The organism is Pseudomonas sp. GM21 (assembly GCF_000282215.1).
In the GTDB taxonomy this organism is placed as follows: domain Bacteria; phylum Pseudomonadota; class Gammaproteobacteria; order Pseudomonadales; family Pseudomonadaceae; genus Aquipseudomonas.
This window is the reverse complement of the sequence record NZ_AKJS01000089.1, coordinates 1-20,233: the sequence shown is the minus strand read 5'-3', so window position 1 is coordinate 20,233 and position 20,233 is coordinate 1. Positions and strand designations below refer to the sequence as shown.

The window sequence follows — 20,233 nt, the reverse complement described above, 5'->3', positions numbered from 1 at the left end:
AGATCCAATGTGGGAGCTGGCTTACCTGCGATGGCCGCGACTCGGTCTCTGAAGGCTACCCCCCATGGCAGCAACTGGCCGCAGCTTTCTCTTCATAACGATCGTGATGCCTTACCCACTCCATGATTTCCTCTTCATTACGGCCCTTGGGCGTGAGGTCGAGATAGTTGTAGGCGCCGACCAGCATGTCCAGGCCTCGTGCATAGGTGGAATAGGTATGGAAGATGTCGCCGGCTTCGTTGCGATAAAACACGCTGAGGCCGGGGAGTTCCTCTTCGGCGCCGTCGGTTTTTTCGTAGTTGTAAGTGGCTTTGCCAGCGGCGACGTCTTCGGCTCGGGCTGTCACGCCAAAGTCGTAGTTAAAGTCGCAGCCTTCTGATGAAAACCAGTCGAACTTCCAGCCCATGCGCCGCTTGAAGGCCTGGAATTCGGCGAACGGTGCGTGGGAAACCGCCACGACGGCGATGTCATGGTGCGCCAGGTGTTGGTTGGCGCCGTCGATGTGATCAGAGAGGAACGAGCAGCCCGGGCAGCCTTCGTCCCATCCTTCGGCGAACATGAAGTGGTAGATGACCAATTGGCTGCGGCCGCCAAACAGGTCGGCGAGTTTCAGTTCGCCGTGGGGACCTTGAAAGTGGTAGTCCTTTTCGATTTTCACCCAGGGCAGGGCGCGGCGTTCGGCACTGAGTTTGTCTCGCTCCTTGGTGAATGCCTTTTCGTGGGCCAGATGTTGCTTGCGCGCGGCGAGCCATTCTTCGCGGGACACCACGGGATGATTCTGAATGTTCATTGGCATTGCTCCTGCGGGAGGCTGGGAGATGACTTACACAGCCTAGTCGTTTGGCCTGCGCCAGATTCGACATACCGCCGGTCGGTGGTGTCCAAAACCACGGCTGAACGGCTGCGCCCGGTTTCGGTCACAACCTGAGAAGGCTCTCTCAATCACGCGGTCTGGAGGCTGAATCAGGATGACGACTTATAACTGGGATTTGATTGAACGCTTGCTGCACGAAGTACAAAACGGTGCCAGCAGCTTCACACCACGGCCCTATGCCGAGCAGTACGTGGCGGAAAAAACAGCGGAAGGTGAGCAGACGGAAAACCTCGATCACCTGAAAGCAGTGGCCGGCGAGTACGAAAAGTTGCTGCTGCAGCGAGGCTACATTGAGCCTCGGCCCGAGGAGCAGGGGGGCACCGGTTCGAATTACATTTTGACACTGCGCGGCTCCAGTTTATTGAGCCTGATCGACAGCAGCATTCCTGGTAATGATCATCCGCGGCAGGTGCTGGATGAGCAGGAGGATGCGCTGGATGAAGTGACGTTTGATGAAGTGGCGTCGAGAGCGCAGATTGCCTGAAGTACACCCCAAACCAATGTGGGAGCGGGCTTGCCCGCGAAGGTGGAGTGTCAGTCAACATCATCGTTGTCTGACACTCCACCTTCGCGAGCAAGCCCGCTCCCACAGGGAGATGTGTTAGGGATTAGCTTTATTTGGCTGACTTCAGGCACTTCAGCTCGTTGAAGTCTTTGCGCACTCCTTCGATTTTCTTTAACAACTGCTGACGCTGGGCCGGCGTACTTTCGGCCATCAGGTCCACGATCAAACTGCGAGCCTGAGCCTCGGTGTTGGCGTAGGCCTGGCGATAGGCCAGTGTCCACAAACTCTCGCGATTAACCAGAAGTGTCTCGATTCGCCGTGGGAAATCCGGACTATGACGCTGGGCAACGGCCGCGCTGAATTGCGTCTGCCAGTGCGCGCGGTTGGCGATCCATTGCGTGTTCTGATCACCCAAGGCCTTTGACCAGGCGATCACCCGTTGTTGCTGGGCGGGGCTCAGCGGGCCAAGCCAGTCATCCAGACGTTTGTCCATGCGTTCGGTACGCTGTTTGATTTGCTGATCGAGGGATGGTTTGAGGTATTCCTCCTGCCGTTTGCGCAGGTCCTTGGCGAAGGCATCATTCATTTCCGCGACTTGCTTGTCATCCAGCCCCTGCAACAACTCGACGGCCGACGGGGTGATTTCCCGGGCGGTCTGGGCGATGGCGGCTTTGGCTTCCCGTGTGCGGGCTTGTAACGCGGCATCGGTCACCTGGTTGGTTTCGACCATGGTTTGCAAGCGGTCGAGCCAGTCCAGGTAGACCGGCAATTGCGTGGTGCAATGCCAGTCCAGATGTTCCTTGAGACGTTCGTTGAACCAGCCTTTCTGCTCGCCGCTCATGTCCAGATAGTCGTTGAGCGTCCACGGAATGATCACGTCGAGGTTGCGGTAGGCCAGGCCCACTCGGCTGCACGCGCCGAGGGCGAGGCTCAGGATTATCAGAGCGGCGAAACGAATTAACCAGCGCGACATGGGCAGATCCTTGCTAAGCGTAGGTTCTCATGTGAACGCAGGATGAACCCGGCAGTTCAGCTGTTCAATAAAACGTGTGTTCAGCCTTGAGCGTGACCAGCCCGTCGCATTGGCTGTTGTGACCGGAATAGGCCGAGCAATTATTGCCACTGAGACTTGAATCACTGTAGATCAGGTCCAGATCGATGCCCATGAATGGCCGGGAAAGTTGCACCGACCAATCGGTAAAACTGCCGATATACCCATCGTCTACCGATACCGGTGTGTAGAACTGGTGGGTGGTGTACTTCATGCTGATCCCGATACCGAACGGTTGATTGCCACTGAGGTTGGCAAACAGTGTCCGGTTCAGTTTGTCCGGGTCGTTGCTGACGGCGGCGCCAAAACGGCTGCCGAGCAGGGTCAGGCCGCCGAATAGTTCCTGGCTGTCGAGGGTGTCCACTTTCGGATAGCTGTAGTGGATCATGCCTACTTCGTACCCGAGGGTTTGATCGAAAGGTTGTTTAAATCCCACGTAGGAATCCACTTCAAGATTCTTGCCCGGACTCAACCCCATGCTGGGAGCCCATTGGCCCACGTAGAAGCCACTGTCGTGGGTCAGGTCGAGGCCACCATGGAAAGAACCGGAACTGGAAGGCTTGACCAGCCCTTGGGCCATGCTGCGACTGGCTGTAGTGCCAAGCTTGAGGTCGAAGTCGCCCAGTTCGCGCTGGAAAATTTGCGCGTTGGCGACCGGACATGCCAGCAATGTGCAGAGCACTATGAGAAAGGGCTTGAGCATGCGTCACTCCATTGACAGCGAGGAGCAGGAACGAAAAACCTGCTGAAACGCTTGTTCTAGACGTGTGCAAGCATACCGGCGAATGCTCGGCAGCGAAGGCCGTTCGTCGATTTTTGAATGATTGATGAGTTTGTCGGGGTGTTGCGGGAGGGTTCCAGTCCAAGCGCTTCGAAGCTCAAAGCGCTTATGGACCAGTTGACGCGGCGGATCTTCGGGGGATGTTACTTCTTGCCCAAAGTGATCTGCTTGGACGGGCCGAACGTCTGGCCGCTGACGCCTTTGGCAATTTGCTGGATTTCACCACCGGACTTGAGGAACGCAGCGATCTGGTTGTTGATCGATTCGCTGGTTTCAACGGCTGGAGCTGGCTTTGCTTTGCTGTTGGATGCTTTTACACGCATGGCGGCCATTAACCTGTAGAAAATTAACTTGGCCAAGCATCGTACAGGAAATACTTGACAATTGCTTGGCTAATATCCCCTCAAAACACACGTCGCCGGGCTGGGATTTATCTCGGATCATTGTCTGAAATATGTATCTAACCCGCTGTTTTAACTAAGAACGTTGATGAAAAGAGCCCGCTCATGAATGGGCTGGCAGGTGAAGAATTCACCACGTCGGGCTGACGAGTGGCGAGGTCCCCGGAGCCGATCCCCAGGAAAATCAGGGCTTGCAGAGTATTTTCTTTCACCACCGGGCCGGCCAGCGAACGTTGCCCGCAAAACCGGGTAGAATGCGCCCACGTAATGAGGGTATTTGAAATGGCTTTAGTCGGGCGTTACAACAGTTTGCAAGTGGTTAAACACACTAACTTCGGTTTATATCTGGACGGTGGGGCGGATGGCGAAATCCTGTTGCCTAATCGTTATATCCCCAAAGATATTCCCAGCGAAGATGAAGACTGGCTCAACGTTTTTATTTATCTGGACAGCGATGACAAACTCATCGCAACTACCGAAAAGCCGAAAGTTCAGGTCGGTGAATTCGCCAGTTTGAAAGTTGTTGAAGTCAACAGCATCGGCGTGTTCCTGGACTGGGGTCTGCCGAAGGACCTGCTGCTGCCGTACTCCGAAGAAAAACGCCAGATGACCGCCGGTGAGTATGTGGTCGTGCATGTCTACCTCGACAAGCATACCCGTCGTATCACCGCGACCGCGCGCCTGGATCGCTACCTGGACAAGACCCCGGCCAGCTACACCCCTGGCCAGGAAGTGGATTTGCTGGTAGCCGAAGCGACCGACATGGGCTTCAAGGCCATCGTCAACAACAAGCACTGGGGCCTGATCCACAAGAACGAAATCTTCAAGTTCATGCGTGCCGGCAAAGAAGAGAAGGGCTTTATCAAAGAAGTCCGCACCGACGGCAAGATCAGCCTGAGCCTGCAACCCGTAGGCGAAGAAGCCGCCACCAGCCTCAACTCGAAGATCCTGGCCAAGTTGCGTGAAAACAACGGCAGCCTGCCGGTCAGCGACAAGAGCGACCCGACAGTGATCACCAGCATGTTTGGCGTCAGCAAGGGCAACTTCAAGAAGGCTATTGGCGCGCTGTACAAGAATGGCCAGATCGTCATTCACGCGGATCGCATCGAACTAAGCTGACTTCGCAACCGGTCATTCAAGCCAACGCACGCGCTGTAGCAGCTGTCGAGCCCCAGCGAGGCTGCGTCCGGCTGCGAAGTAGTCTTAAACCCAGTACACGCGGACTTTCTGAAACACCGCGTTGCATGTTTTTTACGACTGCTGCGCAGCCGGACGCAGCCTCGCTGGGGCTCGACAGCTGCTACAGAGACGGAGGCAGGCTTCGCCAGCAGCTACGGATTGTTGCGTTTTGTTTTTATTCTGCCGAGTTTCTGCCATGGATTGTGTTGTCGAGGTGTCACGGTGAGCGCCAGCCGGCGTAGCGCCGACGGATTTGCCCTGCAAGTGATGATCGGGTTGTGCCTGATCTGGGGCGTACAACAGGTGATCATCAAGTGGGCGGCGCCTGACATCGCACCGGTCATGCAGGCGGTGGGGCGGTCGGGCATTTCCGCATTGCTCGTAGGATTGCTGATCTGCTGGAAAGGCGGCTGGGATCAGGTCGGCGCCACGTGGCGCGGCGGTTTGCTGGCCGGTGCGCTGTTTGGTCTGGAGTTTTTCTTCATCTCTGAAGGCTTGCAACTGACCACGGCGGCGCACATGTCGGTGTTCCTTTACACCGCACCGATTTTTACCGCGTTGGGCGTGCATTGGTTGCTGCCGAGTGAGCGCTTAAGGCCTTTGCAGTGGCTGGGGATATTTCTCGCTTTCGTCGGGATCGCCATCGCGTTTGCCGGTGGCGTGTCCTGGGACAATCTCGATCAGCGCATGTTGCTGGGCGATGCGCTGGGCGTACTGGCCGGCGCTGCCTGGGGCGCAACCACCGTGGTGGTGCGCGCTTCGCGCCTGTCGGAAGCGCCAGTGACGCTTACGTTGTTCTATCAACTGATCGTCGGTTTCGTCGGCCTGGTGCTGATCGCGTTCCTCAGCGGCCAGATCACTCACGTCAGCCTGACCGCAGTGGCGGTGACCAGCGTACTGTTCCAGGGATTGGTGGTGTCGTTCTTCAGTTACTTGATCTGGTTCTGGCTGCTGCGCCGTTATCTGGCGGCGAACCTGGCGGTGTTCTCGTTCATGACGCCACTGTTCGGCGTTACGTTCGGGGTGGTGTTGCTGGGTGAAGAACTGAGCCTCAACTTTGTTATCGGCGCCGTGCTGGTGCTGCTCGGCATCACGTTCGTCAGCGCTGAACAGTGGGTGCGCCGTCGTTTGCGCAAAGCCCTCGGGCAGTCCTGACCGGACGCAGCAACAAGCTCCCGGCGATAAGCAATCCGCTGCCGGCAACGATCAAGGCGGGCTGCAAGCCGCCACTGAAATGGCTGCTCAGGGTGGCCAGCCATTGCCCGTGAAACTGCGCGTTGGCCTTTTGCGAGAGAAACGTGGCGGGGATGATGTAGCCCAGACCGTACAAGCCATAGATCACACTCAATCGAACGATGCCCTGATGATCCGACGTGACGGCAATGGGGCCCGGGGTATCACCGCCGTTACCCGGCGGTAAACCTGCAAGTGCAATCGGGGCCCAGCGGCGAACTGCTTGAAGGCCTGCTCAGCGGTCGACTGGATGCGGCGCTGGTGGACGGCCCGCTGGAGTTCGCGGGGCTGGACGGCGTGCCGTTGTGCGACGAACGGCTGGTGCTGATCACTGAGGCCGATCACCCGCCAGTGCGCAGTGCGCTGGATGTAGAAGGGCGATCGGTGTTTACCTTTCTCCAGGGTTGTTCCTACCGGATGCGCCTGGGGGCCTGGTTCGCGCATGACCATGCTGCGATGGGCCGGGCGATGGAGATCGAATCCTATCCGGGCATGCTCGCCTGTGTGATTGCAGGCTCGGGCGTGGCGCTGATGTCGGAGTCAATGCTTGCCAGTCTGCCGGGCCGCGAGAACGTGGCGGTGCACCCTTTGGCGGAACCATTTGACAGGGCGACGACGTGGCTGATGTGGCGCAAGGGCATGATCGGGGCCAACTTGAACGCGTGGATCGAGCAGCAGCAGACGGTCTATCCGACGGCACCGGTTCAGGTCCGGGCGATTGCTTGAACGACCGGTCAGGCATTTTGTTCAATTCAGTAACAGATCATTGCGTCTTTTGATGAGCATTACGTAGGACTTCGGACTATTATCAGTGCGAAGCGACCTCAGAATTCCGGTCGCCCGGCACTACCCTGAAGGGGGCACCATGAAAGAGAAAATCCAAAACTGGCTGCACGATCTGGGTGTTGCACTCGGTTTGATCGAACCGCCTCTGCAACCTGTGCCTATTCGTACGGACGACGAGCAGCGCCGACGCCAGCAACGCCGCCGGTAGTCGCGCCGCATGTAGCACATGTAGCAGCTGTCGAGCACCGCGAGGCAGCGTTCGGCTGCACAGCAGCCGTAAATCCCTACATGCTGCGTCTACCTGACACACGGCAAAATCTGATGTCACCGACGGCTCCGTCCGAATAATGTGGACGGCCCCGAACGCAGCCTCGCGGTGCTCGGCAGCTGCTACAGATCAGGCAGATGCCAGAGATCGGGCAAATTCAGTGCCGCCCGATCTCAATCAAAAACCGGCTCAAATCATTCGCCGTCCTGGCGGTCTTGAGCAGCCGGTCTTCCTCCGCCGTAAACGCCGTCACCCCCAGCTCATCCTCCAGATGGAAGATCAGCTCTTCGATGTCTTCTTTATCCAATCCCAACTCCGCCAGGCTGGCGTCGTCGCTGAAGTCATCCCGACCGTCCAGCACGCGACTGATGGACTGGTGGACGGTGAGGCGAACGGCGGCTCTTTTCATGGTTGTTCTTCGAGGGCGACTGGTTGTCCCTGCGATTGAGTACAGCAGGCCTCAGCCGTGTGAGCGCTGCCACTCGTCAATCATCGTGCGCAAATGCTCCCCCGAAAAACTGCCGAAATGCCCGCCATGCACCGTGTGCACAGGCAACTCGCGCAGGCGTTGCAGGCTGCGGGCGTAGTCGTCGAGGTTGGAGTGATAGGCGTCTTCTACCAGCGGGCCGTCGTAGATGATGTCGCCACTGAACAGCGTCTCGGTCGCCGCTTCGTATAGGCTGATGCCTCCCGGTGAATGCCCCGGTGTGTGCAACACTTGCAGTACGCGGTCGCCCAGGTCCAGCACATCGCCTTCTTCAATCATGCCCGTGGCGGGCGCTGCCTTGACCCGGTATTCGGCGTAGCACAACGGGCAGTCAGGATGAGCCTCGAACATGTCGTCACCGACAAAGGCTTTGCTCAAATCGTTGTTGCCGTCCGGTGCGGCGAGGATGTCCGCCTCAGCGGGGTGCACCAGTCGTTCAGGGAATTCGTGATGCCCGGCGATGTGGTCGAAATGGCAATGACTCGCTACCGCCACCAGCGGCCGTTCGGTGATCCATGGCAATTGCTCCCGCAGGCTGACCAGCCCGGAACCACTGTCCAACAGCAAATCCTTGTCGCGACCCTGTATGTGCCAGAGGTTGCAGCGATAGAAAGGCCGGATGTAGGGCTCGTGAATCAGGCGAATGCCGTCGCTGAGCTGTTTCACCTCGAACCAACGATCGCGGCTGACGATCTTCATAAACACTTTTCTCCAGACGAAAAATACGGGTGTGGCAAGTGGGCGTGTCCTCCCTTATTTCAACGCGGCGCATGAAATAAGGGAGGACGCGCCCGTGCCACACCCGTCGAAGAAAGCATCAGTTGTTATGTTGAGCTTAGGCGGCGCTGGCCTGGGCTGCCGGGCGACGGGACATCAGGCTGACCAGCACGAAGCTCAGCAGACCGACACCGAGGCTGTAATAGATAGGGGTATTGGCATCCAGACCGTCCTTGAACATGAACACCAGCGCAGTGGCAAAGCCCATGCCCATGCTGGTGATCGCGCCGGCGGTGGTGGCGCGTTTCCAGAAAATCGCCCCCATCAGCGGGATCAGCATGCCGCCCACCAGCAGGTTGTACGCCAGGGTCAGGGCGCTGATCACGTCATTCACGACCAGAGCGATGCCCAGTACGACGATGCCGGTCAACAGGGTGAACAGGCGGTTGACGCGCAGGCTCGACGGTTTACCGCCACGCAGTTTCGGCAGCATGTCTTCGGTCAGGGTGGTGGCAGCGGCGAGCAGGCCGGCGCTGGCGGTAGACATCATGGCGGCCAGTGCGGCAGCGATCACCAGGCCACGGATACCGTCCGGCAGGGACAGTTTGACGATGGCGGCGAAGGCGTTGTTGACGTTGTCCAGGTCCGGGATCAGCACGTGGGCAGCCATGCCGATCAGGGCGCAGGCCAGTCCGTAGAGGATGCAGTAAAAGCCTGCGAACGTACCGGCGACCTGTGCCACTTTGGCGGTCTTGACGGTGAACACACGCTGCCAGATGTCCTGGCCGATCAGGATCCCGAAGAAGTAGATCATGAAGTAGGTGATGATGGTGTCCCAGCCAATCGTGGTGAAGCTGAAGGCGGTTGCCGGCAGTTTCAACACCAACTCATCCCAGCCGCCGACGCGGTACAGGCAGATGGGCAACAGGATGAACATCAGGCCGACGGTCTTGATCACGAACTGGACGATGTCGGTCAGGGTCAGGGACCACATGCCGCCGATCGCGGAGTAAATCACCACCACACCGCCGCCGACCAATACCGAGACCCAGAACGGCAGGTCGAACAGCACTTGCAGTACGGTGCCGATGGCCAGGATCGAGGTCACGCCGATCATCAGCGCATACGCCAGCATGATCGCCGCGCTCGCGGAGCGGGCCATCGGGTTGTAGCGTTTTTCCAGCACTTGGGTAACGGTATAGATCTTCAGTTTCAGCAGCGGTTTGGCGAGGAACAGGTTCAGCGCGACGATCCCGCAGCCTAGGGCCGCGCACAGCCAGAAACCGGAGATGCCGTGGACGTAGCCCAGGCGCACGGTGCCGACGGTGGACGCGCCGCCCAGCACGGTGGCGGCCATGGTGCCCATGTACAGGCTCGGACCGAGGTTACGACCGGCGACCAAAAAGTCTTCGTTGGTCTTGGCCTTGCGCATGCCGTAGTAGCCGAGTATCAGCATCGCGGCGGCGTAGATGAGTACGACGAATAAATCCAAAGCCATGACGGCGTGTCTCCAATTGTTTTTTTTATGGTGAGGCGAAAATCAATCGCTGTGAGAGCGTGGCTTGCCCGCGATGGGAGCGCCGCGATCTGTCAGGCAGACCGCGTTATCGTTCATCGCGGGCAAGTCGGGACGCCGCATCGCACGCTCCCACAGGTAGTGTGTTGACCACAGGTATTGCGTTGAATCAGGTGGCTTGTCGCTACGCCGGTTTAGCGAGTGAATCCATCCTCAGCGGTGGACCACACCCGGCAGTACGCAGAGCATTTCGTACAGCAGGTTGGCGGCCAGCAGCGAGGTGTTGCCGGTGGTGTCGTAAGCGGGCGAGACTTCTACCAGATCGCAACCGATCAGGTCGAGGCCTTGGCAGCCGCGAACGATTTCAATTGCTTGAATGGTCGTCAGACCGCCGATTTCCGGGGTGCCGGTGCCAGGCGCCCAGGCCGGGTCAATGCCGTCGATGTCGAAACTCAGGTACACCGGACCGCCACCGACTTTCTCGCGAACTTCGGCCATCAACGGGGCCAGGGATTTGTGCCAGCACTCTTCGGCCTGAACGACACGGAAGCCCTGATTACGGCTCCAGTTGAAGTCGTCAGCGGTGTAGCCCTGAGCGCGCAGGCCGATTTGCACCACGCGGTCGCAATCCAGCAGGCCTTCTTCGACGGCGCGGCGGAAGGTGGTGCCGTGGGCGATTTTCTCGCCAAACATGTGATCGTTCACATCAGCGTGCGCATCAATGTGCACCAGGCCGATCTTGCCGTGCTTTTTATGGATGGCGCGCAGGATCGGCAGGGTAATGGTGTGGTCGCCGCCGAGAGTCAGGGGGATCACATCGTGTTCGAGGATTTTGTGGTAGGACTCTTCGATGATCCGTACCGCGTCCAGCAGGTTGAACGTATTGATCGCCACGTCGCCGATGTCAGCCACCGATAGCGAATCGAACGGAGCAGCGCCGGTCGCCATGTTGTACGGGCGGATCATCACCGATTCAGCGCGGATTTCGCGAGGTCCGAAACGGGTACCGGGGCGCAGCGAGGTGCCGATGTCCAGTGGCACGCCAATGAAGGCAGCGTCCAGGCCGGCAGCGGTATCTAAATGGGGGAGTCGCATCATGGTGGCGATGCCGCCGAAGCGCGGCATTTCATTGCCGCCCAGTGGTTGGTGAAGAATCTTGTCCACGGGTAGGGCCTCATCGTCGTTGTTTTATTTATGTGGGTTGCACAGGTCCGGACGGACACAGGCACCGTTAGGAGCCGATTCTGCGAAATGTAGTGGCCGGGAAGAATCGCTACGGGCAAATACTTAGTTCAGATTTTTCTAAACTAATAGTTCGCGCAGCGATAGACTCGCAAAGCTCATGTAGCAGCTGCCGAGCCAGCGAGGCTGCGTTCGGCTGCGAAGCAGTCGTCAAACCTGGACGCGAGGTTTTCCTGAAAACCGCATCGCCTGAATTCACGACTGCTTCGCAGCCGAACGCAACCGAACGCAGCCTCGCGGTGCTCGGCAGCTGCTACAGGTGTCATCGTCTGCGTTTTTTTGCTGGAGATCCTCATGGCCAACGCTTTACCCGACCTGAAACTATTGCGCATCTTCGTCAGCGTGGTCCGTCATCAAGGGTTTGCCAACGCCCAGCAAGAACTCAACCTCTCGACATCGGCCATCAGCACCTACATGAGCCAGCTTGAAGCGGCCCTCGGCCTGGTGCTCTGTCATCGCGGTCGGGGTGGTTTCAGCCTGACCAGCAAGGGCGAGCTGTTTCATCAGGAAACCTTGCGTCTGTTGGGCGAGCTCGAAGGCTTCGAGCAATACGCCGCAGCGCTCAAGGGCGAACTGCGTGGCACGCTGAACCTTGGCGTGATCGACTCAACCGTCAGCGACAAGGCCTTGCCCTTCGCCGAAGCCATCGGCGCCTACAGCCAGGAACACCCGGCGGTGCATTTGCACCTTTCGGTAATGAGTCCGTACGAACTGCAACTCGGCGTGCAGGATAATCGCCTGGACCTGGCCATCGGTGCGTTCTCCACACGCATGAGCGGTCTGGTTTACATGCCGCTTTACCGCGAACAGCACTGGCTGTATTGCAGCAGCCGGCATCCGCTGTTCACCGAGCGGCGTATCCCTGAGCAAGTCATCACCCAGCAACGGATGGTTGGCCGGGGTTACTGGAGTCAGGCGGAATTGGCGCGTCACGGTTTCAAACACAGCGCGGCGACGGTGGAAAGCATGGAGGCGCAGCTGATTCTTGTGCTGTCCGGTGCCTACATCGGTTACCTGCCGGAGCACTATGCGCAGGCCTGGGCGGACAAGGGCGATTTGCGTGTATTGCTGCCAGCGACCTTTGGTTATCAGGCGCCGTTCTCGATGATCGTTCGCCGTGGTCGCAGTCGCGAACCGCTGATCCAGACCTTTCGCGATTTGCTCAAAGCACAACTGAATCAGGCTTGATCCATGTCCAGAATCCAGTGTCCCCGTTGCCTGCGCCCGCAAACCCATTGCTTGTGCCCGCTGATCCCGAGCCTCGATAGCCGCACTCGGGTGTTGTTGTTGCAACATCCGAGCGAAGTGAATCACGCATTGAATACCGCGCGGTTGGCAGCGTTGGGCTTGAAGAATGCCGAGTTGATCGTCGGTGAGGTGTTTGAGGATTTGCCGGCGCTGTTGAATCAACCGGGGTATCAGGCACGGTTGTTGTTTCCAGGCGAGGGCGCGCAACCGATGAAAACGTACACGGCAATTGAGGGGCCGCTATTGCTGGTCGTCCCGGACGGCACCTGGCGCAAGGCGCGCAAGATGCTGCACCTCAATCCACTGTTGGCCGCGCTGCCACGGGTGACCTTGGCGGACGGCGGGGTGTCGCGATACCGACTGCGCAAAGCACCGGGGCCAGGGTCGTTGTCGACGGTGGAGGCGATTGTGCAGGCGTTGCAGGTGCTAGAAGCGCCGAGCACCTTTGAGCCGTTGCTGAAACCGTTCGAGGCGTTGATCGAGGGGCAGATTGCGGCGATGGGGCAGGAGACCTATTTTAAAAATCACGGGCAATGATCGTTCCCACGCTCCGCGTGGGAATGCCGCCCGGGACGCTCTGCGTCCCTATCATGCATGACGCAGAGCGTCACAGGATGCGTTCCCACGCGGAGCGTGGGAACGATCATTGGTTAGCGTTCGCGCATCGCCTCGGTCCGGGCTTTCAACACCGGTTTGAGCAGGTAATCCAGCACACTTTTCTCACCGGTGATGATGTCCACCGTGGCAACCATCCCCGGAATGATCAGCAACGGTTTCACATCCCCGCCCAGGTGGTTTTTATCCGTGCGAACCTGAATCAGATAGAAGCTGTTGCCCTTGTCATCGGTAATGGTGTCGGCGCCGATCAATTCGAGTTTGGCGCTCAGCCCGCCATAAATCGTATAGTCATACGCACTGAACTTGACCATCGCTTTCTGCCCCGGATGCAGGAACGCCACGTCCTGCGGCCGCACCTTGGCCTCGATCAGCAAGTTGTCTTCCAGTGGCACGATTTCCACCATGTCGCTGCCGGGCTGAACCACGCCGCCGATGGTGTTGACCTTCAGTACTTTGATAATGCCGTGAACCGGCGACACCACCGTCGTGCGCGTCACGCGGTCATCGATGGCGATACTCGATGCCGTTATTTTCGACAGGTCGGTGCGTTTCTCATTCAGCTCTTTCGCCGCCTCCGAACGGAAAGTTTGTTCCGACTCGTCGATCTTGCTTTTGATCTCGTTGATCGCCGCTTCTGCCCGGGGAATCGCCAGCGTCGTCGCATTCAGCGAGCCGCGTATCTCCACCGCGCTGCGTTTGAGGCGCAGGATTTCCACCGGTGAAACCGCCCCGGTACTCACCAGTGGCGTGGACATGTTCATCTCTTGTTGAAGTAGCGCCAGGCTGGAGCTGAACTGCCCTTGTTTGGAACGGAATTCCGCCAGTTCCTGGGTTTTTTGCCGAAGTTGTTCGCTCAATGTGCGTTGCTCACTGGCGAGTCGACGCTGGCGTTGTTCGTACAGCGAGCGCTCGTCCTCGGCCACTTGCGGTGCCTTGGCGATCACTTCTTCTGACAGCTTGAAGGGGCGTCCTTCCGCTTCGGCCGACAGCCGTTCAACCTGCGCCGTCAAGGCATAACGATCCGCTTCGCTCTCCCCCTTGTTCGACAGAAACCGCGTGTCATCCAGGCGTAGCAACGTATCGCCCTTGTTCACCATTTGCCCTTCGCGAACGAAGATCTCGGTGACGATGCCGCCCTCCAGGTTCTGAATCACCTGGACCTTGCTCGATGGAATCGCCTTGCCTTCGCCCGTGGTGACTTCCTGCAACACCGCAAACTTGGCCCATACCACCGCGCTGATAATCAGCCCCGCCGCCAGCCACACGGTGATCCGCGACCAGCGGGGGGAATCCTGCAATGAGGCGCCGGCCGTTTCCGGCATGAATTCACTCTCGGCGGTTTTACCGAAACTGCCGAAATAGCCCCGGTCCTTTGGTGTGTCAGATGATGAACGGGCCATGGTCGCTCCTAGACAGCCGCAGAGCCGACACGGCCCTTGCGCAGTGCATCGATGACCGCTTCCTTCGGCCCGTCGGCGACGATCCGCCCGTTATCCAGCACCACCAGTCGATCCACCAGGCTGAGCATCGAGGTGCGGTGAGTGACCAGCAGCAGGGTTTTGCCCTGGACCCAGCCGTGGAGTTTTTGCCGCAGAATGTCTTCGCTGCTGTTGTCCATGGCGCTGGTCGGTTCGTCGAGCAGCATGATCGGCGGGTCGAGCAACAAGGCCCGCGCCAGCAATACCGCCTGACGTTGCCCTCCAGACAGCAACTGCCCGCGCTCGCCTACAGGTCGGTCGAAACCCTGAGGGTGCTGGCGCGCCAATTCAGTGACGCCGGTCAGTTCGGCGACTTCGAGCATCCGTGAGTCGCTGATGTAGCGGGCGCCCAGGGTCAGGTTGTCGCGCAGGCTGCCGGCCAGCAGCGGCAAGTCATGGGCGACGTAACCGATCTGTTGGCGCAGGTCCGCGACATCCAGTTGCCGCAGGTCCAGGCCGTCGAGCAGCAACTGGCCTTCTTCCGGCGCATAGAACCCCATGAGCAGTCGTCCCAGGGTGCTTTTGCCCGAACCACTGCGACCGATGATGCCGATGCGTTCACCGGGCTTCATGCTGAAGCTGACGTTGGCCAATGCCGGCGCGTTCTGGCCGTTGTAGTGGAAGGTCACGCCGCTGACTTCGAGCGCGCCTTGCAGTTGTGTGCGCTCCAGCGGCCGCTGTTTCGCGTCACGTTCCTGCGGCAGGCCCATGAGCGCATCGGTACTTTTCATGGTCAGCTGCGCTTGCTGGTAGCGGGTGATCAAACCGGCAATCTGCCCCAGTGGCGCGAGCACGCGGCTACCGAGCATGTAAGTCGCCACCAGCGCACCCACGCTGAGGTTGCCGGCGATGATGCTGTAGACCCCGGCGACGATGGTCGCCATGCCGGAAAACTGCTGGATGAACAGGGTCCCGTTGGTGGCTACCGCCGAGAGGTTGCGCGCGTGGCTGTCGAGGCGTGTCAGGGCGCCGTGGGTGCTCTCCCATTTGTGCTGGCGCTCGCTCTCGGCGCTACAGGCCTTGAGGGTTTCCAGGCCACCGAGGGTTTCGATCAGCAAGGCCTGGCGTTCGGCGCCCAGGCTCAGGCTTTTTTGCACGGTGTCGCGCAGGCGCACCTGGATCACCATCGCGAAGATGATCGTGATCGGAAACGCCAGCAACGGAATCACCACCAGCCAGCCGCCGAGCAAGCCGATCACTACCAGCATCAACACGGCGAAAGGCAGGTCGATCAGACTCGTCAAGGTGACGGCGGTGAGAAACTCCCGCAGGCCCTGGAAGTCATGAATGCTTTGGGCAAAACCGCCGATGGTCGCCGGACGGGCTTTCATCGACATGCCGGTGATGCGCTCGAACAAGGTCGCCGACAGGATTACGTCGGTTTTCTTCCCGGCGGTGTCCAGCAAGTGCGCGCGCACGACCCGCAGCACCAGTTCGAAACCGGTGCCGATCAGCAAGCCGATCGACAGCACCCACAAGGTCGAGGTGGCCTGGTTCGGAACCACGCGATCGTAGGTCTGCATCACGAACAGCGGCACCATCAACCCGAGCAGGTTGATCAAAAAGCTCGCCAGAATCGCATCGCTGTACAGCCATTTGGACAGTTTCAGGGTGTCGCGAAACCAGGCTTCCACCCGCGGCACCAGGGGCGAGCGCAAGTCTTCGAGTTCATGGCGTGGCCGGGCAAACAAGGCCTGGCCACTGTAATTTTCGGCCAGCTCTTCTTTGCTGACCCATTGTTCTCCGCCGTCGGCTTCGCTGGGCAGGATCAGCACCTGACCATCATCGCCGAAGCGTCGCAGGACGGCCGTGCGGCCGTTGTTGAGGATTAACATTACAGGCAGGTTGAGGGCGCAAATATCCCCCAGCTCGCGGCGCAGTACACGCGCCTGCAAGCTGGCCCGGGCCGCTGCACGCGGCAGCAGGTCCAGGCTCAAGCGTTGTTTGTTCAGGGGGAGCCCTGCACTCAGGCTGGCGCGGCTGACAGTCGCGCCGTGGAGTTTGCAGAGGATCAACAGACCATCCAGAAGCGGGTCATCGAAGCTTAGGCGCGGATCGACACCGGTGTTGCCGGTTTCCATGCTGGTCACATTGATCGCTCCAGTGAGCTACTTCATTTCAGGCAAACGGGCTTCGCTTTTCACTTCAGAGGAGGCGATGGCATCGGCGGGCAACACCACCCGTTGCTTGCTCAGCAACTCACCCATGCCGGCCAGTACGCGGTACATCGAATATTCCTCGGTGTAGCGCACTTCGGTGTAGCGACGGTTGGCGTTGTAGAGCTCGTTTTCACTGTCGAGCAAGTCGAGCAGTGAGCGCTGACCCAGGCCGAACTGGTCCTGATACGCAATGCGCACGCGTTTACTGGTTTCGGCGTATTCACGCGCGGTCGGGGTTTGTTTCTTCGCATTGACCATGGCGTTCCAGGCCAGGTTCATGTTCTCGTTGAGCTGGCGCAGGGCGTTGTTGCGGATGTCCATCGATTGATTGATCAGGTGCGCATCGGAAGCCAGGCGCGCCTTGTCACTGCCACCGCGGAACAGGTTGTAGTTCATCACCACACCCACGCGCCACTCGTTGTCGTGGCCTTCATCGCCCTGCACGTTGTTGTTCGCGCCCACTGCGGCTTCGGCGTCGAAGCGTGGGTAGAACGGCGATTTGGCGACTTCGTACTGGCTCTCGGCCGATTGCACGTCAGCTTGGGCGGATTTCAGGTACGGGTTGTTGGCCACCATGCTCTGCTGGGCATCCGGCAAAGTGGCGGGCAATTCACCGCGGGTCGATGGCGGTGTTTCAAGCTCATCGGGCAGGCGCCCTACGACGCTGAAAAAGTTCGACTCGGCGTCCGCCAGGTTGACTTCAGCGGTGTCGAGGTTGTTTTGCGCCAGTGCCCGGCGTGCGCTGGATTGATCAGAGTCGGCGGTGCTGCCGACGCCACGCTGGGTGCGCAGGCCGATCTGGTCATTGACGCGCAAGTGGGCTTGCAGGTTGTTCTTGGCCAGGGTCACCAGTTCGCGGTGCTTGAGCACTTCGAGGTACACCTCGATGGTGCGCAGGGCCAGGTCCTGGGCGGTGCCTTGTGCGTAATAGGCACGGGAATTGACCACGTCTTTGGTGCGTGCAACTTCGTTCGAGGTGTTGAAACCGTCGAACAGCATCTGCCGCAAGCGCAGTTCCGACGTGGTGTAGTTGAGGATTTCGGTGTGGTGGTTACCGAACGCCCGGGTGTTGGTGTTATCGCTGTACCCGCGACCGTAGGAGGAACTCAGATCAACTGATGGATAGAAGCCCCCTTTGGCAACTTTCACCTGCTCATCCGCAGACAGGCGCGAGTCCACGCGCGAGGCCAGTTCCGGATGGGTTGCAATGGTGCTTTGGATTGCCTCGGTCAACGACATGGCTTGAGCGCTGGAATTGCAGGCAATGGCCAGCAGAACCGCGCTGCAAAGGGGGGTCAGAACGCGCATGGGTGTATCTCCCTGAATTCCTGATGGTGCTTATTAGTCGTCAATTATTTGACGGCATTTATAGGTAAAATCGTTTCACCCTTGTAACAACAGAGCTAAGAACATTCTAGAGAATAGCTAAGAAAGTTTTTTCATAATACTTATGCCAAAAAAAACTTATGCCGTCAGCAAAATCCAGCACATTGTTTCATCCGAAAACCTTTGAATTGTCAGCTTTAGGGGCTTGCAGAGGTTTTTTTGAAAAGTTCAATCCAATTATCGACAAAGGACTTGGAAGTGCTAGAGGGGAGGGCAGCGTAACGGTTTTTTGGTGACGGTTTTTTGTCACTTGATTGTTTCGGGACTGTTACGCATCGTTCATCAAGTGAGTTGCGACGCAAGTGTGCCCCGAAGCCTTTGATTACAGAGGGTTTTATCGCACTGCCGCCGACGCTCCGGTTGAGTGACACACTGGGCGAGCACATCGCCAGGGCAGCGGCTTACTCAAATAAACCCGCCCTGCAGACGATCCGCGCAGTTACCTTTTTAAACCCCGGGCACTTCTTCGAAAAAAACAGGATGCCGACAGCTTGTTGGCAGCGGAGGAAGTGCACATGGCTACGCTCATCGGTATCGTCAGTAAGGTCATTGGTCAGGTGTTCGCGGTTGCGAGCGACGGCACCCGGCGCGCGTTGGTCGAGGGCGATCGATTGTTCGCCGGTGATGAGCTGGTCACCGGGGCCGAAGGCGCGGTGGCGGTTCGCCTGGAAAATGGCGAGGAACTGACCCTCGGGCGTGGCAGTAACCAGCAAATGACGCCGCAGCTACTTGCGCATCAGATACCACACGTTGGCACCTCGGAGGCGGTGACGCCGAGCGAAGTGCAGCTGACCGATGTCGAACAACTGCAAAAAGCTATCGCGGCGGGCGCTGACCCGACGCAGACGACTGAAGCCACAGCGGCAGGGCCTGGCTCAACCCCGGGGGGCAATGGTGTGGCGGGCGGCGGCCACAGTTTTGTCATGCTGGAAGAAGTGGGCGGGCGTGTCGATCCAACGATTGGCTTTCCGACGGCAGGGTTTGGCGGCATCCCGGAATTTCCCGAAGAGCGGCACAACGCCGATATCCAGAACGACGACGGCACTCCGGCCGTCGTGGTGCCCCCTCCAACGCCCGTCAACAACCCGATTACGTTCGGCGGCCTGTCGGTAGCGGGCGGTGAGTTGACCTTCAGCGAAGCCAATTTGCCTGGCGGTTCGGCGAGTAATCCGGTCGCGTTGACTCAGAGCGGCACGTTCAGTGTGTCGGCGCTGGACGGGCTGAACAGCCTGAGCATTGGCGGCATCAACGTCATCACCGGTGGCGTGGCCGCGGGCGTTCCCCAGTCGATCACCAGCCCACAGGGCAACACCCTGACCATCACGTATGACCCGGTCACTGGCGTGGTGAGCTACAGCTTTACGCTCAATGGAAGCGTCCTGCATCCAGCGGGCGACGGCGCGACCCCTTTTATCGAGCAGCTCACTGTGGTGGCCAGCGACAGCAACGGTGACACCGTCACTGGCACGCTGGATGTCAATATTACTGACGACGTGCCCCTAGCGGTCGATGACAGCAACGCCAATACCGCATCGGAAACCCTGTTGACCCTGACCGGCAGCGTGTTGCCGAACGACACGCAGGGTGCAGACCGCATTCCTGTCGGGCCCAACAGTGGCCCGGTTATTGGCGGCACCTTCACCGGGACCTACGGCACCCTGGTGCTCAATCCCAACGGCACTTACACCTACACCCTGAACACCAGCGATGCCGATTTCAAAGCCCTGCACGGCGGTGGCAGCGCCACGGAAACCTTTCCCTACACGCTGACGGACGCTGATGGCGACACCAGCACCGCGAATCTGGTGCTGCAAATCCACAACAACGATGACCCGGTCACCCTCGACGGCCTCAACGTCAACGGTGGCGAACTGACCGTCTCCGAAATAAATCTCGGCGACGGCAGCAGCCCGGATGCTTCGGCACTGACCCAAAGCGGCACCTTCACCATCACCGCCCTCGATGGCGTGCAGACCCTGAGCGTGGGTGGCATCAACGTGGTGGTGGGTGGCGTAGCCGCTGGTTTTCCTCAGTCGGTTGTCACACCGCTGGGCAGCACGCTGACCATCACCGGGTTCAACGCCACCACCGGCGTCGTCAGTTACAGCTACACCCTGGCCGACAACGAAACCCACCCCACCGGCAACGGCACGAACACGTTGCCGGAGCAGTTCGCCGTCACCGTGGTCGACGACAACGGCACCACCGCCAATGGCACACTCGACGTCAACATCGTCGACGACCTGCCGCAAGCCGTGAACGACAGCAACGGCAATACTGCGTCGGAAACCCTGCTGACCCTCA

18 protein-coding genes and 2 pseudogenes are annotated in these 20,233 nt (G+C 59.1%); 8 read left to right on the top strand and 12 right to left on the bottom strand.

Annotated features, from left to right (window positions below; genetic code table 11):
* Window positions 1–55: 55 nt before the first annotated feature.
* On the bottom strand, window positions 56–790 hold the full coding sequence (locus PMI22_RS14420) for a DUF899 domain-containing protein (protein WP_007946011.1): 735 nt from the start codon (window positions 788–790) through the stop codon (window positions 56–58).
* A gap of 178 nt (window positions 791–968) precedes the next feature.
* Between PMI22_RS14420 and PMI22_RS14425 the strand changes: the two genes are divergently transcribed.
* Window positions 969–1,358: a hypothetical protein gene (locus tag PMI22_RS14425; protein WP_007946010.1), complete on the top strand. Its 390-nt coding sequence runs from the start codon at window positions 969–971 to the stop codon at window positions 1,356–1,358.
* Window positions 1,359–1,488: 130 nt separating this feature from the next.
* Here PMI22_RS14425 and PMI22_RS14430 read toward each other — a convergent pair whose 3' ends face one another.
* From PMI22_RS14430 to PMI22_RS14440, 3 genes are all read right to left on the bottom strand, one after another.
* Window positions 1,489–2,352, bottom strand: a complete 864-nt coding sequence (locus tag PMI22_RS14430) for a DUF6279 family lipoprotein (RefSeq protein ID WP_007946009.1) — start codon at window positions 2,350–2,352, stop codon at window positions 1,489–1,491.
* A gap of 64 nt (window positions 2,353–2,416) precedes the next feature.
* Window positions 2,417–3,133, bottom strand: coding sequence for a TorF family putative porin (locus tag PMI22_RS14435; protein WP_007946008.1), 717 nt, complete (start codon window positions 3,131–3,133; stop codon window positions 2,417–2,419).
* Between the two features lie 221 nt (window positions 3,134–3,354).
* Entirely contained in the window at window positions 3,355–3,543 is a 189-nt protein-coding gene (locus PMI22_RS14440; RefSeq protein ID WP_017337097.1) for a hypothetical protein, read from the bottom strand.
* Between the two features lie 351 nt (window positions 3,544–3,894).
* On the opposite strand from PMI22_RS14440, the gene PMI22_RS14445 reads away from it, so the two are divergent.
* Together PMI22_RS14445 and PMI22_RS14450 are read left to right on the top strand one after the other, a co-directional pair.
* Complete coding sequence (locus PMI22_RS14445) at window positions 3,895–4,731, top strand: CvfB family protein (RefSeq protein ID WP_007946006.1); 837 nt, start codon at window positions 3,895–3,897, stop codon at window positions 4,729–4,731.
* Between the two features lie 282 nt (window positions 4,732–5,013).
* Window positions 5,014–5,946 carry a DMT family transporter gene (locus PMI22_RS14450; protein ID WP_007946005.1) on the top strand — a complete coding sequence of 311 codons (933 nt, stop codon included), beginning with the start codon at window positions 5,014–5,016 and terminating at the stop codon, window positions 5,944–5,946.
* Here PMI22_RS14450 and PMI22_RS30575 read toward each other — a convergent pair.
* Window positions 5,891–6,211, bottom strand: a pseudogene (locus PMI22_RS30575) (YbfB/YjiJ family MFS transporter); the annotation flags it as partial. The gene PMI22_RS14450 and the pseudogene PMI22_RS30575 overlap by 56 nt on opposite strands.
* On the opposite strand from PMI22_RS30575, the pseudogene PMI22_RS14455 reads away from it, so the two are divergent.
* Together PMI22_RS14455 and PMI22_RS32270 are read left to right on the top strand one after the other, a co-directional pair.
* Window positions 6,187–6,750: pseudogene (locus tag PMI22_RS14455) on the top strand (LysR substrate-binding domain-containing protein); the annotation flags it as partial. The pseudogenes PMI22_RS30575 and PMI22_RS14455 sit on opposite strands and share 25 nt — an antisense overlap.
* Window positions 6,751–6,889: 139 nt before the next feature.
* Window positions 6,890–7,018: a PA1414 family protein gene (locus PMI22_RS32270; RefSeq protein ID WP_007914492.1), complete on the top strand. Its 129-nt coding sequence runs from the start codon at window positions 6,890–6,892 to the stop codon at window positions 7,016–7,018.
* Between the two features lie 217 nt (window positions 7,019–7,235).
* Here PMI22_RS32270 and PMI22_RS14460 read toward each other — a convergent pair whose 3' ends face one another.
* The 4 genes from PMI22_RS14460 to speB form a co-directional block, all read right to left on the bottom strand.
* Entirely contained in the window at window positions 7,236–7,487 is a 252-nt protein-coding gene (locus PMI22_RS14460) for a hypothetical protein (protein WP_007946001.1), read from the bottom strand.
* A 51-nt stretch (window positions 7,488–7,538) separates the two neighbouring features.
* Window positions 7,539–8,264 (bottom strand): MBL fold metallo-hydrolase, encoded by a 726-nt coding sequence (locus tag PMI22_RS14465; protein WP_007946000.1) that lies wholly within the window; start codon window positions 8,262–8,264, stop codon window positions 7,539–7,541.
* Between the two features lie 136 nt (window positions 8,265–8,400).
* The gene (locus tag PMI22_RS14470) at window positions 8,401–9,780 is read right to left on the bottom strand and encodes a sodium:solute symporter (RefSeq protein ID WP_007945999.1); all 1,380 of its coding nucleotides are present in this window, start codon (window positions 9,778–9,780) and stop codon (window positions 8,401–8,403) included.
* A 231-nt stretch (window positions 9,781–10,011) separates the two neighbouring features.
* Entirely contained in the window at window positions 10,012–10,962 is a 951-nt protein-coding gene (gene speB / locus PMI22_RS14475) for an agmatinase (RefSeq protein WP_007945996.1), read from the bottom strand.
* Window positions 10,963–11,334: 372 nt separating this feature from the next.
* Between speB and PMI22_RS14480 the strand changes: the two genes are divergently transcribed.
* Together PMI22_RS14480 and PMI22_RS14485 are read left to right on the top strand one after the other, a co-directional pair.
* Window positions 11,335–12,228, top strand: a complete 894-nt coding sequence (locus PMI22_RS14480) for a LysR family transcriptional regulator (protein ID WP_007945995.1) — start codon at window positions 11,335–11,337, stop codon at window positions 12,226–12,228.
* A 3-nt stretch (window positions 12,229–12,231) separates the two neighbouring features.
* The gene (locus PMI22_RS14485) at window positions 12,232–12,825 is read left to right on the top strand and encodes a tRNA-uridine aminocarboxypropyltransferase (RefSeq protein ID WP_007945994.1); all 594 of its coding nucleotides are present in this window, start codon (window positions 12,232–12,234) and stop codon (window positions 12,823–12,825) included.
* Between the two features lie 113 nt (window positions 12,826–12,938).
* Here the strand turns inward: PMI22_RS14485 and PMI22_RS14490 are convergent, their stop codons facing one another.
* From PMI22_RS14490 to PMI22_RS14500, 3 genes are read right to left on the bottom strand one after another with little or no spacing between them, the layout of a single operon-like run.
* Window positions 12,939–14,306 (bottom strand): HlyD family type I secretion periplasmic adaptor subunit, encoded by a 1,368-nt coding sequence (locus PMI22_RS14490; RefSeq protein WP_007945993.1) that lies wholly within the window; start codon window positions 14,304–14,306, stop codon window positions 12,939–12,941.
* 8 nt (window positions 14,307–14,314) lie between these two features.
* Window positions 14,315–16,474, bottom strand: a complete 2,160-nt coding sequence (locus PMI22_RS14495; RefSeq protein ID WP_007945992.1) for a type I secretion system permease/ATPase — start codon at window positions 16,472–16,474, stop codon at window positions 14,315–14,317.
* Between the two features lie 18 nt (window positions 16,475–16,492).
* Window positions 16,493–17,851 carry a TolC family outer membrane protein gene (locus tag PMI22_RS14500; RefSeq protein WP_007945991.1) on the bottom strand — a complete coding sequence of 453 codons (1,359 nt, stop codon included), beginning with the start codon at window positions 17,849–17,851 and terminating at the stop codon, window positions 16,493–16,495.
* 593 nt (window positions 17,852–18,444) lie between these two features.
* On the opposite strand from PMI22_RS14500, the gene PMI22_RS14505 reads away from it, so the two are divergent.
* Window positions 18,445–20,233, top strand: a 1,789-nt coding sequence (locus PMI22_RS14505; protein ID WP_007945989.1) for a retention module-containing protein, incomplete at its 3' end; no start/stop codon positions are given.

Coding starts and splice junctions, on each gene's coding strand:
- PMI22_RS14445 (WP_007946006.1), top strand. CDS start 3,895: ATGGCTTTAGTCGGGCGTTACAACAGTTTGCAAGTGGTTAAACACACT.
- PMI22_RS14465 (WP_007946000.1), bottom strand. CDS start 8,264: ATGAAGATCGTCAGCCGCGATCGTTGGTTCGAGGTGAAACAGCTCAGC.
- PMI22_RS14435 (WP_007946008.1), bottom strand. CDS start 3,133: ATGCTCAAGCCCTTTCTCATAGTGCTCTGCACATTGCTGGCATGTCCG.
- PMI22_RS14480 (WP_007945995.1), top strand. CDS start 11,335: ATGGCCAACGCTTTACCCGACCTGAAACTATTGCGCATCTTCGTCAGC.
- PMI22_RS14430 (WP_007946009.1), bottom strand. CDS start 2,352: ATGTCGCGCTGGTTAATTCGTTTCGCCGCTCTGATAATCCTGAGCCTC.
- PMI22_RS14500 (WP_007945991.1), bottom strand. CDS start 17,851: ATGCGCGTTCTGACCCCCCTTTGCAGCGCGGTTCTGCTGGCCATTGCC.
- PMI22_RS32270 (WP_007914492.1), top strand. CDS start 6,890: ATGAAAGAGAAAATCCAAAACTGGCTGCACGATCTGGGTGTTGCACTC.
- PMI22_RS14485 (WP_007945994.1), top strand. CDS start 12,232: ATGTCCAGAATCCAGTGTCCCCGTTGCCTGCGCCCGCAAACCCATTGC.
- PMI22_RS14460 (WP_007946001.1), bottom strand. CDS start 7,487: ATGAAAAGAGCCGCCGTTCGCCTCACCGTCCACCAGTCCATCAGTCGC.
- PMI22_RS14470 (WP_007945999.1), bottom strand. CDS start 9,780: ATGGCTTTGGATTTATTCGTCGTACTCATCTACGCCGCCGCGATGCTG.
- PMI22_RS14425 (WP_007946010.1), top strand. CDS start 969: ATGACGACTTATAACTGGGATTTGATTGAACGCTTGCTGCACGAAGTA.
- PMI22_RS14440 (WP_017337097.1), bottom strand. CDS start 3,543: ATGGCCGCCATGCGTGTAAAAGCATCCAACAGCAAAGCAAAGCCAGCT.
- PMI22_RS14420 (WP_007946011.1), bottom strand. CDS start 790: ATGAACATTCAGAATCATCCCGTGGTGTCCCGCGAAGAATGGCTCGCC.
- PMI22_RS14490 (WP_007945993.1), bottom strand. CDS start 14,306: ATGGCCCGTTCATCATCTGACACACCAAAGGACCGGGGCTATTTCGGC.